Annotated in this window: 12 protein-coding genes; 3 read left to right on the forward strand and 9 right to left on the reverse strand. The window is 72.4% G+C overall.

Going from position 1 to position 14,523, the window contains the following annotated elements; translation table 11 throughout:
* Positions 1-31 precede the first annotated feature (31 nt).
* On the reverse strand, positions 32-3,190 hold the full coding sequence (gene ileS / locus AB0G28_RS32055; RefSeq protein WP_361097513.1) for an isoleucine--tRNA ligase: 3,159 nt from the start codon (positions 3,188-3,190) through the stop codon (positions 32-34).
* A 375-nt stretch (positions 3,191-3,565) separates the two neighbouring features.
* Here ileS and AB0G28_RS32060 point away from each other — a divergent pair, with 375 nt between their 5' ends.
* A complete protein-coding gene (locus AB0G28_RS32060; protein WP_361097516.1) occupies positions 3,566-5,338 on the forward strand; it encodes an HSP90 family protein in 1,773 nt (590 codons plus the stop codon).
* Here the strand turns inward: AB0G28_RS32060 and AB0G28_RS32065 are convergent.
* Complete coding sequence (locus AB0G28_RS32065; RefSeq protein ID WP_361097519.1) at positions 5,221-6,417, reverse strand: hypothetical protein; 1,197 nt, start codon at positions 6,415-6,417, stop codon at positions 5,221-5,223. The genes AB0G28_RS32060 and AB0G28_RS32065 overlap by 118 nt on opposite strands.
* On the opposite strand from AB0G28_RS32065, the gene AB0G28_RS32070 reads away from it, so the two are divergent.
* Positions 6,392-8,053 (forward strand): hypothetical protein, encoded by a 1,662-nt coding sequence (locus AB0G28_RS32070; protein ID WP_361097522.1) that lies wholly within the window; start codon positions 6,392-6,394, stop codon positions 8,051-8,053. The genes AB0G28_RS32065 and AB0G28_RS32070 overlap by 26 nt on opposite strands.
* On the opposite strand, the gene AB0G28_RS32075 is transcribed toward AB0G28_RS32070, so the two are convergent.
* The gene (locus tag AB0G28_RS32075) at positions 8,043-9,365 is read right to left on the reverse strand and encodes an MFS transporter (RefSeq protein ID WP_361097525.1); all 1,323 of its coding nucleotides are present in this window, start codon (positions 9,363-9,365) and stop codon (positions 8,043-8,045) included. The genes AB0G28_RS32070 and AB0G28_RS32075 overlap by 11 nt on opposite strands.
* A gap of 74 nt (positions 9,366-9,439) precedes the next feature.
* Here AB0G28_RS32075 and AB0G28_RS32080 point away from each other — a divergent pair, with 74 nt between their 5' ends.
* Positions 9,440-10,186, forward strand: a complete 747-nt coding sequence (locus tag AB0G28_RS32080) for a metalloregulator ArsR/SmtB family transcription factor (RefSeq protein WP_361097546.1) — start codon at positions 9,440-9,442, stop codon at positions 10,184-10,186.
* A gap of 138 nt (positions 10,187-10,324) precedes the next feature.
* Here the strand turns inward: AB0G28_RS32080 and AB0G28_RS32085 are convergent, their stop codons facing one another.
* The 6 genes from AB0G28_RS32085 to pgeF all read right to left on the reverse strand — a co-directional run bounded on the left by AB0G28_RS32085 (position 10,325) and on the right by pgeF (position 14,422).
* Positions 10,325-10,876 carry a hypothetical protein gene (locus AB0G28_RS32085; RefSeq protein ID WP_361097528.1) on the reverse strand — a complete coding sequence of 184 codons (552 nt, stop codon included), beginning with the start codon at positions 10,874-10,876 and terminating at the stop codon, positions 10,325-10,327.
* A 121-nt stretch (positions 10,877-10,997) separates the two neighbouring features.
* Positions 10,998-11,867, reverse strand: a complete 870-nt coding sequence (locus AB0G28_RS32090; RefSeq protein WP_361097531.1) for a DivIVA domain-containing protein — start codon at positions 11,865-11,867, stop codon at positions 10,998-11,000.
* A gap of 52 nt (positions 11,868-11,919) precedes the next feature.
* A complete protein-coding gene (locus AB0G28_RS32095; RefSeq protein ID WP_013224824.1) occupies positions 11,920-12,195 on the reverse strand; it encodes a YggT family protein in 276 nt (91 codons plus the stop codon).
* A 115-nt stretch (positions 12,196-12,310) separates the two neighbouring features.
* Positions 12,311-12,913, reverse strand: coding sequence for a cell division protein SepF (gene sepF / locus AB0G28_RS32100; protein WP_361097534.1), 603 nt, complete (start codon positions 12,911-12,913; stop codon positions 12,311-12,313).
* Positions 12,914-13,010: 97 nt separating this feature from the next.
* Positions 13,011-13,721 carry a YggS family pyridoxal phosphate-dependent enzyme gene (locus AB0G28_RS32105; RefSeq protein WP_361097537.1) on the reverse strand — a complete coding sequence of 237 codons (711 nt, stop codon included), beginning with the start codon at positions 13,719-13,721 and terminating at the stop codon, positions 13,011-13,013.
* Positions 13,718-14,422, reverse strand: coding sequence for a peptidoglycan editing factor PgeF (gene pgeF / locus AB0G28_RS32110; RefSeq protein ID WP_361097540.1), 705 nt, complete (start codon positions 14,420-14,422; stop codon positions 13,718-13,720). The genes AB0G28_RS32105 and pgeF overlap by 4 nt, the downstream gene beginning before the upstream one ends.
* Positions 14,423-14,523: the final 101 nt, after the last annotated feature.

A 14,523-nucleotide genomic window follows, 5' to 3' on the forward strand; every position in this document is an offset into this window, starting at 1 on the left:
CGAGACTGCACTCTACTGGCCACCCCGGCGATCAGGCCTTCGCGACCCCGGCGGTCACCTTCGTGCCGTCGCCGACCGTGCCGGCGAAGCCCTCGGCGACCGGGCCGTAGGCCACCGACGTGGAGAGGGTCTCCGAGGCCAGGAACTCCTCGTGGGTCCGAGCCGCGTCCACGACGTCGGCAGGCGCGTCGACGGTGAGCGTGATCCGGTCGGCGACGTCGAGCCCGGCGTCCCGGCGGGCCTGCTGCACGACCCGGACCAGGTCGCGGACCAGGCCTTCGGCCGCCAGCTCGGGCGTCACCTCGGTGTCGATCAGGACCAGCCCGGACCCGCCGGGCAGCTCGGCCGCCGCGCCGCCGCCCTTGGCGACCAGCCGGCGCTCGAACTCGCCCTCCCGCAGCGCGATCCCGGCGGCGATGACGGTCCCGCCCTGGAACGACCAGTCACCGGCCTTGACGGCCTTGATCACCGTCTGGACGTCCTTGCCCAGGCGCGGCCCGGCGGCGCGGGCGTTGACCGCGACCTCGAACCCGCCGTGCGCGGCGACGTCGGTGGTCAGCTCGACCGCCTTGACGTTCACCTCGTCGCGCAGGATGTCGGCGAAGGGTGCCAGCGAAGCGGCGTCCTCGGCCGCCACGACCAGCGACGACAGCGGCAGCCGCACGCGCAGCTTGTTGGCCTTCCGCAGCGACAGCGCCGACGACGCCACCTGCCGCACCCGGTCCATCGCGGTGACCAGCGCCGCGTCCGCGGGCAGGTCGTTCGCGTTCGGCCAGTCGGTCAGGTGCACCGAACGGCCGCCGGTCAGGCCGCGCCAGACGACCTCCGTGGTCAGCGGCAGCAGCGGCGCCGCCACTCGCGACGTCACCTCCAGCACGGTGTGCAGCGTGTCGATCGCGTCCTGGTCGCCGGCCCAGAAGCGGTCCCGCGAGCGGCGCACATACCAGTTCGTCAGGACCTCGAGGAAGTCCCGCACGGTCTGGCACGCGCCGGCGACGTCGTAGCTGTCCATCGCGTACTCGACGTCGGTGACCAGCTCGTGCGTCTTCGCCAGGACGTACCGGTCCAGCACGTTCGGCGAGTCCGTGCGCCACTTGCCCTCGACGCCTTCCGCGTTCGCGTACAGCGCGAGGAAGTAGTACGAGTTCCACAGCGGCAGCACGGCCTGGCGGACGGCGTCGCGGATGCCCTTGTCGGTGACGATCAGGTTGCCGCCGCGCAGGATCGGGCTCGCCATCAGGTACCAGCGCATGGCGTCGGAGCCGTCGCGCTCGAAGACCTCGTTGACGTCCGGGTAGTTGCGCAGCGACTTGGACATCTTCGCGCCGTCCGAGCCGAGCACGATGCCGTGCGACACGCAGGCGCGGAACGCCGGCCGGTCGAACAGCGCCGTGGCCAGCACGTGCAGCAGGTAGAACCAGCCGCGGGTCTGCCCGATGTACTCGACGATGAAGTCGCTCGGGTAGTGGTGCTCGAACCAGTCGGCGTTCTCGAACGGGTAATGCACCTGGGCGTAGGGCATCGAACCGGAGTCGAACCAGACGTCCAGGACGTCCTCGACGCGGCGCATGGTGGACTTCCCGGTCGGGTCGTCCGGGTTCGGCCGGGTCAGCTCGTCGATGTAGGGCCGGTGCAGGTTGTCCAGCCGCACGCCGAAGTCCGCTTCCAGCTCGTCGAGCGAGCCGTAGACGTCGGTGCGCGGGTACGCCGGGTCGTCCGACTGCCACACCGGGATCGGCGTGCCCCAGTAGCGGTTGCGCGAGACCGACCAGTCGCGCGCGTTCTCCAGCCACTTGCCGAACTGGCCGTCCTTGACGTTGTCCGGGTACCAGGTGATCTGCTGGTTCAGCTCGACCATCCGGTCCTTGAACTGCGTCACCGCGACGAACCACGACGACACCGCGCGGTAGATCAGCGGGTTGCGGCAGCGCCAGCAGTGCGGGTACGGGTGGTCGTAGGTTTCGTGCCGCAGCAGCAAAGCACCCTGCCGCGCCGCGGCTCCGGTGCCGTTCTTGAGGTCCCGGATGATGTTCGGGTTGGCGTCGAAGACCTGCTGGCCCTCGTAGTCGGGCACGGTCGCGTCGAACTTGCCCCGCGCGTCGACCGGCGTCACCGGGGCGATCCCGGCGGCGTCGGTGACGACCTTGTCCTCTTCACCGTAGGCGGGCGCGATGTGCACGACGCCGGTGCCGTCTTCGGTCGTGACGTAGTCGGCGGGCAGCACCTGGTGCGCGTTGTCGGCGCCCGTGAAGTACGGGAACGGTGGCGCGTAACGGGTTCCGAGCAGCTCCGCGCCCGTGTAGTGCGCGACGACCGTCGGCTCTTCGCCGAGTTCGCGCGCGTACGCGGCAACCCGCGCTTCGGCGAGCAGGAACCGCTTGCCGTCGCTCTCCACGACGACGTACCGGACGTCCGGGTGCACGGCCGTGGCCATGTTGGACGGCAGCGTCCACGGCGTCGTCGTCCAGATCAGCAGGTAGGTGCCGTCGAGTTCGTTGTCGTTGCCTTCCAGGCGGAAGCCGACGGTGACGGCCGGGTCCTGCCGGTTCTGGTAGACGTCGTCGTCCATCCGCAGCTCGTGGTTGGACAGCGGCGTCTCGTCGCGCCAGCAGTACGGCAGGACGCGGTAGCCCTCGTAGACGAGTCCCTTGTCCCACAGGCGTTTGAACGCCCAGAGCACCGACTCCATGTACGTGACGTCGAGGGTCTTGTAGTCGTTGTCGAAGTCGACCCAGCGGGCCTGGCGGGTGACGTACTCGCGCCACTCGTTCGTGTAGCGCAGCACGGACTCGCGCGAAGCCTCGTTGAACTTCGCGATGCCCATCTCTTCGATCTCGGCCTTCTCCGTGATCCCGAGCTGGCGCATGGCTTCCAGTTCGGCGGGCAGGCCGTGGGTGTCCCAGCCGAAGCGGCGCTCGACCTTGCGGCCCTTCATCGTCTGGTAGCGCGGCACCAGGTCCTTGACGTACCCGGTGAGCAGGTGGCCGTAGTGCGGGAGGCCGTTGGCGAACGGCGGGCCGTCGTAGAAGACGTACTCGTTGTCGCCGTGCTCGCCCGCGGGCCGCGCGTCGATCGTCGCCTGGAACGTCCGGTCGCTCTCCCAGTAGGCGAGGACCTGCTTCTCCAGCGCGGGGAAGGACGGCTGAGACGGGACTCCGGCACCGTCGTCGAGCTGGGCCTGGGGGTACATCCGGGTGCTCCTCGGTTCGTCGCTCGCGTACGGGCGACCGGCCACCGGTCACCCCCACGGGGACGAGACGCCTTGGCGGCGTACCGCGGTACCACCCCGCTTGCCCGGCACTTGCTCCCGGGCCGCTCATTCGACGGCTGTCACGGGCCGCACCCGTCCGGTTCTACTGAGAGCGTGAAGCTCGGTTCTTCCGGAGGCTCCCCGGTGATGGCCGGATCGACGCCGTGTTGCCTACCAGGTTAACCGGCCCGCGCAACCGGGTTGTCACGAGGGGCGCACCGGAAACGAAGGCGACCGCCGCGACGATCCCCCGTTAGCATGACGAGGCGCCGCAGAGGTCTTCCGCGGCGGGAAAACCACGGGGGAACATTCACGGTGAGCCGTACTTTCCAGGTGGATCTTCGCGGGGTCGTCGACCTGCTGAGCCGCCACCTCTACTCGAGCCCGCGCGTGTACGTGCGCGAGCTGCTGCAGAACGCCGTCGACGCGGTCACCGCGCGGCGCGCGCAGGATCCGGGCGCGCCCGCGGAGATCGCCCTCGAGGTGGGCGACGGCGCCCTGCGCGTGACCGACACCGGCATCGGGCTCACCGAGGCCCAGGTGCACGAGCTGCTCGCGACGATCGGCCGCAGCTCCAAGCGCGACGAGCTGGGGTTCCAGCGGCACGAGTTCCTCGGCCAGTTCGGCATCGGGCTGCTGTCGGCGTTCCTGGTCGCCGACGAGGTCCGCCTCGTGACGCGCCCGGCGGGCGGCGGGCCGGCCGTGGTGTGGACCGGCCGCTCCGACGGCACCTACGCGATCGAGCCCGGCGAGCGCGACGCCCCGGGCACCACGGTGACGCTGCGCGCGCGGCCCGGCGCCGAGGAGTGGTTCGTCCCCGAGACGGTCCGCGACCTGGCCACCCTGTACGGCTCGATGCTGCCCTACGCGGTCACCGTCGGCGGCCGCGCGATCAGCGGCGGCGGCCTGCCGTGGGCCCGCGACGACCGCTCCCCCGGGCAGCGGCAGGCCGACCTGGCCGGCTACGCGCAGGACACCCTGGGCTTCACGCCGTTCGACGTCGTCGACCTCGACGTGCCGTCCGCCGGGCTGACCGGCGTCGCCTTCGTGCTGCCGTTCCCGGCCAGCCCGGCCGACCACAGTGGTCACCGCGTCTACCTCAAGCGGATGCTGCTCGCGGAGAACGCGCCGGGCCTGCTGCCGGACTGGGCGTTCTTCGCCCGCTGCGTCGTCGACGCCGGCGAGCTGCGGCCGACGGCGAGCCGGGAAGCGCTCTACGACGACGGCGATCTGGAGGCCGTCCGCGAGGCCCTCGGCGACCGGCTCCGCGGCTGGCTCGTCGGGCTGGCGCGGACCGCGCCCGAGCGGCTGAACCGCTTCCTCGGGATCCACCACCTCGGCGTCAAGGCCCTCGCCCTGCACGACGACGAGATGCTGCGGCTGGTGGACCAGTGGTGGCCGGTGGAGACGAACGTCGGCCGGATGACCATGGCCGAGTTCCGCGGCCGCTACGGGCTGCTGCGCTACTGCGCCACCACCGACGAGTTCCAGCAGCTGGCCGGGGTGGCGGCCGCGCAGGACATCGCCGTGATCAACGGCGGGTACACCTACGACAGCGAGCTGGCCGAGCGGATGCGGGCGCTCGAACCGGACCTGGCGGTGACCCGGCTCGACCCGAGCGACCTCACCACCGCGTTCGCCGCGCTCGACAGCGCGACGGCGCTGGCCACCCGGCCGTTCGTGGCGGCCGCGCAGCGGCACCTCGACCGGCTGGGCTGCGAGGTCGTGCTGCGCGAGTTCGAACCGGCGAGCCTGCCGGTGCTCTACCTCGTGGACCGGGCCGCCGCGTTCGCGGGCGAGCTGCGGGCGACCAAGGACCAGGTCGACGAGCTGTGGGCGGGGGTGCTCTCGGCGTTCGAAAAGCCCGCCGACGACCGGCCGCAGCTGGTGCTCAACCACCGGAACCCGCTGGTGCGGCGGATCTGCCGGCTCGAGGACGACACCCTGCGCGGGCTGGCCGTCGAGTCGCTCTACGGCCAGGCCCTGCTATTCGGCAGGCATCCGGTCCGGCCGGCGGACGCCGCCCTGCTGAACCGTTCGTTCCTCGGCCTGCTGGAGCAGGCCGTCCCCGAGGAGGAGTCCCGATGACCGCCCCCGCCGCCGAAGAGCAGGAAGTGTGGGATCGGTTGTGGGCCACGGACAAGCTGCCGCGCGGTCGCGCCCAGATCGCCGCGCTGGAGACCGTCCTCCGCGAAGCGGACGCCCTCGGCTCGCCCGCGCTGCGCTATGCCGCCCGCATCTTCATCACCAGCGCCTACCAGCAGGGCGGTGAGCCCGCGAAGGCGTTCGTGCCGTTCGCCTGGTGCCTGGCGGTGCACGACCGCGGCGAGGCCGATCCGCGCTGGAACCACAGCCTGCACTGGTACTTCAAGCACATGGCCGGCTCGATGGCCTCGTTCCCGGAGGTGCCGCTCGAGCGGGCCCGCGCCGTGCTCGACGACATGGAACGCCGGTACCGCGCGGCCGGGTACACGATGAACCCGGTGCACCAGTACCGCGCGGTGCTCGCCCGGCACGTCGGCGACCGGGAAACCGCGGCCGAGCAATACCGGCTGTGGTCGGCGGCGCCGCGCGGCGAGATGTCCGACTGCGTCGGCTGCGAGCCGAGCGACAAGGTCGCGCACCTGAGCTGGCTCGGCCGGTACGCCGAGGCGGTGGAGGTGGCCGAACCGGTGCTGGGCGGCACGTTCAGCTGCACCGAGCAGCCCCATCTCATCCTGACCCAGCTGCTGCTGCCCTATGTCCACATCGGACGGTACGAGGACGCGGCGAGTGCGCACCGCCAGGCGTACCGGGCGATCCGCCACAACCCGGCGCAGCTGCAGGAGCTGGCCGGCCACCTCGAGTTCTGCGCGCTGACCGGGAACCACGCCCGCGGGCTGGACCTCGTCGAGCGGCACCTCGGCTGGCTGGAAACGCCGCCGACGCCGTACGCGGAGCAGGAGTTCGCCGCCGCGGCCGCGCTGACGCTGCGGCTGGTCGCCGAGGCCGGGCACGGCGACGCGCCGGTGCGCCGTGCCGGGGACGCGACCACGGTCGCCGCGCTGCGCGACGAGCTGAGCGAGCGCGCGCTGGCCGTGGCCGCGCGGTTCGACGCGCGCAACGGCACGACCGAGCAGACCGACCGGATCCGCGCGACGCTTGCCGCCGAGCCGCTGGTCGAGCACCTGCCGCTGTCGGGAACTGCCGCCCCCGCCCCGGTTCCCGCGCCCGCCGTTTCCCTGCCGGAATCCCCGGAGGAGCTGGCCGATCTCGGCGAACGCGAAGCACGGCTGGGCCGCCCGGCGGCGGAGGTCTGGGCCCGGTTCGACGAGCTGTGCCCCGAACCGTCGGGGACGCTGCGGGCGCGGCGGGTGTCCGCCGCCGCCGACGCCGAGGCGCACACCGACCTCGAAGCCGGCAGCCGCGGCTTCGCGCACGCGGCGGAGCTGTTCGAGGAAGCCGACGACGCCGTCGGGGCGGAAATCGCGCGGGGCAAGGCACTCCTGCTTTCCCGCGCTGGCCGAAGACCGGGCGGACGCGGCCGAAGAGCTGGAAGCGTCGGCGGCGCGGCTCGCGGCCCTCGGCGAGACCGCCGACCACGGCCGGGCCCTGCTGCGCCTGGCGTCCTTCCACTACGCCCGGCAGGATCTCGACGCCACCCGGGAAGTCCTCGACCGCGCCGAGATCCCGGCGAGCCACCCGCCCGAGCTGGCCGGGACCTGGCTGGAGCGCCGGGCCCTCGTCCAGGCCAACTCCGGCGACCTGCCGGGCGCGATCGCCCTCGCCGCCGGGGCGGCGATGAAGTACACAGAGGCCGGTGCGCCCGAACGGGCCGCGGGTGCCCGGCTGCTGAGCGCACGGTTCCGCGCCGGTCTCGGGGAGCGCGAAGCCGCGTTCGCCGAGGCGTCCGGCATCGACGCGGGGACGGACCGGGCGCTGGCGGCCCGCGTGCACCAGCTGCGCGGGCAGCTGGCCGCGGACCTGGGCCGGGCCGAGGACGCCGCCATCGCCTTCCGGGCCTCGGTGAACGCGTTCGCCGCGAGCGACCTGCCGGTCGACGCGGCGGTGACGCGGATCGACCTGGCACTGGCGTACCTGAACCTCGACCGGCCGGACGAGGCGGCCGAAGCCGTCGAGGACGCGGAAGGCGTGCTGGAACGGGTCGGGGCCGAGCACGAGCTGGCGCGGGGCCGGTACCTGCTGGCGCAGGCGTGCCGGGACCTGGGCCGCGAAGAGCAGGCGGTGGCGCTGTACGACGTGGTCGTCGAGCACTTCGCGGCGGTGGGCAACGAACCCGCGGCGGGCCAGGCGCTCGAGTCGCGCGCGGAGGTCCTCGACCGGCTCGACCGCGACGCCGAAGCCGCGGCGGGTTTCACCGCCGCGGCGGAGCGCTACCACGTGGCCGGGCTGCCGGCGGACGAGCTGCGCACCCGGCGGCGCGCGGTGCTCTCGTGGCTGTGGGCCGATGAGCCCGGCCGGGCCGAGGACGCGCTGGCGGTGGCCGACGCGGTCACCGGCGATGGACCGGAGTTCGCCTGGGAGCACGCGCTGACCGGGTACGACGGCGCCCGGCTGCTGGCCAATCTGGACCGTCCGGCGGAGGCACTGCCCCGGGCTTCGGCGGCCGCCGAAGCGTTGCGGGACATGGGAGCCGACGCGCCGGCGGTCGCCGCGGAAGTCCTTTGTGGACGGCTCCTGCGGGACCTCGGGAAGACGGCGGACGCCCGCGAGGTGCTGACCGCGGCCCTGTCCCGGCTGCCCGAAGAGGCGGCCGCCCAGCGCGCGGACGTCGAGGCCCTGCTGGAGGAACTCACGGAGTGAGGGCCCGCGGCTCGCGCGTGCGCACCGCCGTCACGGTGACCCCGATCGCCACCAGCCAGAGCGCGGCCGCGACCACCCCCGCGACGTGCAGCCCGGCCAGGAACTCCCCTGGCCGGGCCGGCTCGCCCACGAGCGCGCCGAACACCGCGACCCCGAGCGCGCCCCCAGCCTGGCGGGCGGTGTTGTTGACGCCGCTGGCAACCCCGGCGCGGGCGGCCGGGATGCCGCTGACCGCGGCCGTCACCACCGCCGTCGTCAGCAGGCCCATCCCGGTCCCCAGCCCGAGCAGCGTCGGCAGGAGGTCCGCGTAGCCGCTGTTTTCCTTGAGCAGCACCAGGTTCAGCATCCCGAGGGCGCCGAGCGCCAGCCCGGCCACCATCAGCGGCCGCGGCCCGGACCGGCCGGTCAGCCGGCCCGCGACCGGCGCCAGCAGCGAAAGCGGCCCGAACAGCGGCAGCACCTCGAGCCCGGCCGTCAGCGGCGACGCGTGCCGCACGCCCTGCAGGTACAGCGTCAGCATCAGGATCGAGCCGATCCCGACGAAGTTCATCGCCACCGAGACGAAGTTCGCGCCGAGCGTCCCCCGGGCGACGTCGAGGGGCAGCATGGGATCCGCCGACCGGCGCTCCACGGCCAGGAACGCCGCCAGGACGACGACCGCGGCCACCCCGGCCACGACGCTCCCGGCGATGACCGCGTAGACGCCGGCGGCGAGAGCGGGCACCGCCGTGGCGACCCCGGCGACGTCGACCCGCCGCCCGGGTCCGCGCTCGCCGCGCGGCACGAGCCGCCGGGTCGCGAGGGCGGCCGCGAGCACCACCGGGACGTTGAGCCAGAACACCGGCCGCCACCCCGCCGCCGAGACGACCGCGCCGCCCAGCACCGGGCCCGCCGACAGGGCCAGCGCCGACACCCCGGCCCAGATGCCCAGCGCCCGCGCGCGCTCGGCGTGTCCCAGGTAGGCGTTGGTGATCACGGCGAGCGTGCCGGGCAGCAGCAGCGCGGCCCCCAGGCCCTGCCCGGCGCGCGCGGCGACGAGCCAGGGCGCCGACCCGGCGAGCCCGCACGCGGCCGAGGCCGCGCCGAACAGCGTGAAGCCGGCGAGGACGACCCGGCGGTGGCCGAAGACGTCGCCGAGGGCACCGCCGGTGAGCAGGAGCGCGGCCAGGACGATCGCGTAGCCGTCCACCACCCACTGCTGCGCCGCGAGGCCGGCGTGCAGGTCGGTGCCGATGGCGGGCAGGGCGACGTTGACGACCGTGACGTCCAGCTGCACCAGGAACATCCCGGCGCACATGGTGAACAGGAGCATGCCTCCAGTGGACCGCGGGAACGCTTCCGTCGCCGTGGAAGTGTGCGGGAGGCATCCTGGGAGGCGTGGAAGGCTTGAAAGGTGACGCCGACATCGCTCGCACGGCCGCGCTGTTCGCGGACCCGGCGCGGGTCCGCGTGCTGCTCGCGCTCGCCGACGGCCGGGCGCTGGCCGCGTCCGTGCTGGCCGGCGAAGCCCGGCTGTCCGCCCAGGGCGTCAGCGCGCACCTGGCGAAGCTGCGCGAGGCGGGCCTGGTCGTCGCGGAGAAGTCGGGACGGCACCGGTTCTACCGGCTGGCCGGCCCGGACACCGCCGAGCTGCTGGAGACGCTGGCGCGCTTCTCGCCGTCCCAGCCCGTGACGTCGCTGCGGGAGGGCACGCGGGCGGAGGCGCTGCGCACGGCCCGGACGTGCTACGACCACCTGGCCGGCCGGCTCGGCGTGGCAGTGACGTCGGCGTTGCTGGCGCGAGGTGCGCTGGCCGGGGCGTCCGACACGCGACGGCGTCCGGGCGACCGGATTTCGGCTCCGCTGCGCGAACACCCGTACACGCTGGGTCCCGCGGCGGCGCCGGTGTTCGGCTCACTGGGCGTGGACCTCGACGCGGTCGCGGCGAGACGGCGTCCACTCCTGAAGTTCTGCCTGGACTGGAGCGAGCAGCGCCACCACCTGGCGGGCGCTTTGGGCGCGGCCGTCGCCTCCCGCTTCACCGACGCGGGCTGGGTCGAGCGGCGAGCCCAGGCCCACCGCGCCCTCCGCCTGACCCCGGAAGGCACCCGGGCCCTGGAAACCCACCTGGGCGTCGAAAACCTAGCCGCCTGACGCCGTGTCGTCCCTTCAATCACGCGTGTCGACCCTCCAGACACGCGTGTCGTCCCTTCCGTCCGGCGTCACGCGTGATCAGCGAGGCATCACGCGTGATTGGAGGGGCATCACGCGTGATTGGGAGGTCGACACGGGTCAGCGGTGGGCGGCGACCAGGGTGGCGTTGGGGGTGCAGCGGGCGCAGGGGGTGAAGCCGAGCTGGCGGGCTTCGCCGACGCCGATCGGGATCGTGTCGCGGGTGCCGAGCCACGGGCACGTGCGGAGGTGGTAGCGGGGGTGCTCGTCGACCACCACGACCTCGTCCTCGAGGTCGGCCAGGACGGCGACGTCCGCCTCCGGGGTCTCCTCCACCTCCGGCTCGGGATCGGCCGTCGTTTCGTCCTCGGGTGAAGCGTCGCCGGCCGGGGGCTCGGGCGTGTCGGCCGGGTCGCCCAGGTCACCGGATGCCGGGATCAGGGTGGTTTGTTCTTCTTCAGCCGGCTCCTCCGGCGCGGTGACGGCGGGAGCGGGAGGAACCGCGGAGGCCGCGGCACGGCGCCGGCGGCGCAGCCAGTCGGCGACCAGGATCAGCCCGGCCAGCACCGAGAGGCCGATGGAAACCCACGCCCACAGCGAAGAAGCCGTGATCAGCGCGGTGACGAGCAACCCCAGAGCCGCCAGTACCAGGACCAGCACGATGTAAAGCACGCTGAATTACAGCACGAACCACCCGGGAGCGGACCACGACCCGCCCACGGGTGGTACTGGATCGACTCCGAACCGTGGCCCACCCGCCGAGCGAACCGGCAGGTGGGCCCAGAGCGGAAAATCAGCCGGCTTCGGCGCGCGGGCCGAACGAGTAACCCTGGCCACCGCTCGACGAGCCGGACGACTGCCCGGAGTTCGAGTGCCCGGAGTTCGACGACGCCGACGCGGGGGCCGCGGAACCGCGGTCGTCGAGCTCGCGCAGCTGGGACTCGAGGAACCCGCGCAGGCGGGTGCGGTACTCCCGCTCGATCGTGCGCAGCTCTTCGATCTTCTTGCCCAGCCCGCTCTTCTCGGAGTTCAGGCTGTTCATCGTCTCGGTGTACTTCCGCTGCGACTCGCGCTCCAGCGTGGTCGCCTTGTCGCGCGCCTGGCGCTCCAGGGTCTCGGCGCGGGTCCGCGCGTCGTTCAGCATCGTGTCGACGCGGGTGCGGGCCTCGTTGACCATCGAGTCCGACTTCGCCCGGGCGTCCGAAAGCAGCTGCTCGGACTTGGTGCGGGCCTCGGCCAGCATCCCGTCCGACTCGGTCTTGGCCTCGGCGGTGAGCCGGTCGGCCATCTCCTGCGCCAGGCCCAGGACCTTGGCGGCCTGCACGTTCGGCTCGGTGCTGTCGGGCACCATCGAGTGCGCCTGGGTCTGCTCCATGGCGGACTGCGGCGGCGGCACCGGCGCCAGGCGCCGCGACGGCTCTTCACGCATCGGGAGCGCGCCGACGTTCGCCTTGGCGTTCTCCAGCTCGCTACGGGTCGACTCGAGCTCGGCGTCGAGCTGTTCCATCTGCTGGCGCAGCTCGTTGTTGTCCTCGATCAACCGGGCCAGCTCGGTCTCCACCAGGTCGAGGAACGCGTCCACCTCGTCCTCGTTGTAGCCCCTCTTGCCGATGGGCGGCTTGCTGAACGCGACGTTATGCACGTCAGCGGGGGTCAACGACATCAGATCACCTCACGCACTCCATGGCCTGCAGGGTCCACCCAAGTCTCCCCGATCAACTTGGAGTCGCCAGTTGCATCGCGAAGAACACAACCAACAGCAGCACCATAATCGACAAGTCCAGTCCGACGCCGCCGATCCGGACCATCGGAATGATCCTCCTGAACAACCGGACCGGCGGGTCCGTCACTGTGTAGATGGTCTCGAGCGTGACCGCAACCCCTCCGGCCGGATGCCACTCACGCGCGAAGGTCCGGACGAGTTCGACCACGATCCGCGCCGTCAGCAGCAGCCAGAAGGCGAACAGCACGTACCAGACGACCAGCCACACAGCTTCCACACACCTACTGTAACCGGGCGTCCTCTCCGAAGACGCAGTTGAGGGGGCCGAGTCCGCATCGGGTCGGCAAAGTCACGTCTGCTTGCGCTCAGCGGTCCGGACGACTTCAGCCCCGCAAAAACAATCCGCCCTCGGCAATCCGCCGACGGTCTTCCGCGGTGACGTCCACATCGGGTGGTGAGAGAAGGAACACCTTGTTGGTGACCTTGTCCATCGACCCTCTGAGCGCGAACGCCAGCCCGGCGGCGAAGTCGACGAGCCGCTTCGCGTCCGCGTTCTCCATCTCGGTGAGGTTCATGATCACCGGGATGCCCTCGCGGTAGTGCTCCCCGATCGCCCGCGCCTCCGCGTAACTGGTCGGGTGCAGCGTGGTGATGCGGCTCAGCGGGTCGCGGACCGGCTGGCGCACGACCGGCTCGACGACCGGGCGCAGGCGCGCCACCGGCTCCGGCTGCCGGTCCATGGCGAGCGCGCCGTGGACCGCCGGCTCGGAACCGACCACGGAGCGTGACCGGCTGCGGCTGACGGGCTCGTCGTACGTGTCGTCGACGTCGCGGTACCGTGAGCGGGACGACCGTGGTGCCGGCTCCTCGTAGGAGTCGTAGTCGTCGTCCGCGTAGCCGCGCCGGTAGTCGTCTTCGACGTCGTAGCCGTCCTCGTCTGCGGGCACCATCCCGAAGTAGGCCTTCAGCTTCTGCAGCGCGCTCATGCCTCTCCCTAGCCCTAGCCGCTCCCGCACTGACTGTTGTCCACGCCGTCAGTGCCCCGCGCGGGCGACCACGAAACGTGACGACCGCGCGAGCTCCCTACGGCGAGGCTAAACCGCGCCCACCGAGCAGCGCGGTTCCGACACGCACACAGGTGGAGCCGTGCGCGATCGCCTGCTCGAGATCATGGCTCATCCCGGCGGAGACGTCTGCGGCATTCGGGTGATCTTTCCGGAGTCGTTCCCCCGCCCGGGCGAGCCGTTCGAAGGCGGCGGCCGGGTCGGCGCCGAGCGGCGCGACGGCCATCAGGCCGCGAAGCCGCAGCTCTTCCGTTTGCGCGACGCGGTCGGCCAGCGCGTTCAGCTCGGACAGCGGGCAGCCGCCGCGCTCGGGGTCGTCGTCGAGGCTGGCCTGGATCAGCACGTCGAGGGGTTCGTCACGTATCTGGGCGTCGCGAGCCGCACGGACGGCCTTCGCGAGCGCGTCGGCGAGCCGCGGCGAGTCCAGCGACTGCACCTCGTGTGCCCATCCGACGACGGACCGTGCCTTGTTCCGCTGCAGCCGGCCGACCATGTGCCACCGCAGCCCGGGGACTTCGGCGGCTTTCGGGCCGGCCTCCTGGTCGCGGTTCTCCCCCACATCGGTGATGCCGAGTTCCCCCAGCAGCGCGACGTCGGACGCGGGGAACGTCTTGGTGATCGCGATCAGCTTGACCTCTTCGCGAGCGCGCCCGGCGGCCCGGCACGCGGCGGCGATCCGCTCCTCGACCTCGCGAAGGTTGGCGGCCAGCTCGGCCTTCCGGTCGGTCATGCCTCGATCCAGGTGATGCCCGCGATCCGCCCGGTGGTCCCGTCACGGCGGTAGCTGAAGAGCGTCTTGTCCTCGTTCGTGCACCGCGGGTCGACGCCGATCTTGCCGACGCCCAGGTCGGCGAGCTGCCGCCAGAGTCCGGCGCGCAGGTCGAGCCCGGGTGTCCCCTTGCGGGTCTTGCAGGCACTGCCGGGGACGTGTTTGTCGACGTCGGCGGCCATTTCGGCGGGGACCTCGTAGCAGTCGCCGCAGATCGCCGGGCCCAGCAGGGCTTCGATCCGGTGGGGCTCGGCACCCACCTCCCGCATGGCGTTGATCGCGGCCGGGACGACCCCGACCCGCGTGCCGACCCGGCCCGCGTGCACCGCCGAGACCACCCCGGCCTCGGCATCGGCCAGCAGGATGGGGACGCAGTCGGCGACCAGCACCACGAGCGCGACGCCCGGGGTCGCGGTCACCAGGGCGTCGGTCGCCTCCGCCGCGGCGGTTTCCGAACCGTCGACGATGGTCGCCGTGCGGCCGTGGACCTGTTCCATCCAGGCCAGCTTGTCCTCGGCCAGGCCCAGCTCGGACGCGAGCCGCATGCGGTTGGCGTAGACGTTGCCCTCGTCGTCGCCGACGTGATCACCCAGGTTGAAGGTGTCGTACGGCGGCCGCGACGCGCCACCCGCCCTGGTCGTGACCACCCGCCGAACCCGCACGAATCCTCCTGACGTCAATGAAGCCCCGGCCCCGAGCGCCCCAATGTGGCGTTGGTTGCGTCCAACGCACCCAATGTGGCGTTCGGTGCGTCCAACGCACC

The organism is Amycolatopsis sp. NPDC021455 (genome assembly GCF_040640995.1).
In the GTDB taxonomy this organism is placed as follows: Bacteria; Actinomycetota; Actinomycetes; order Mycobacteriales; family Pseudonocardiaceae; genus Amycolatopsis.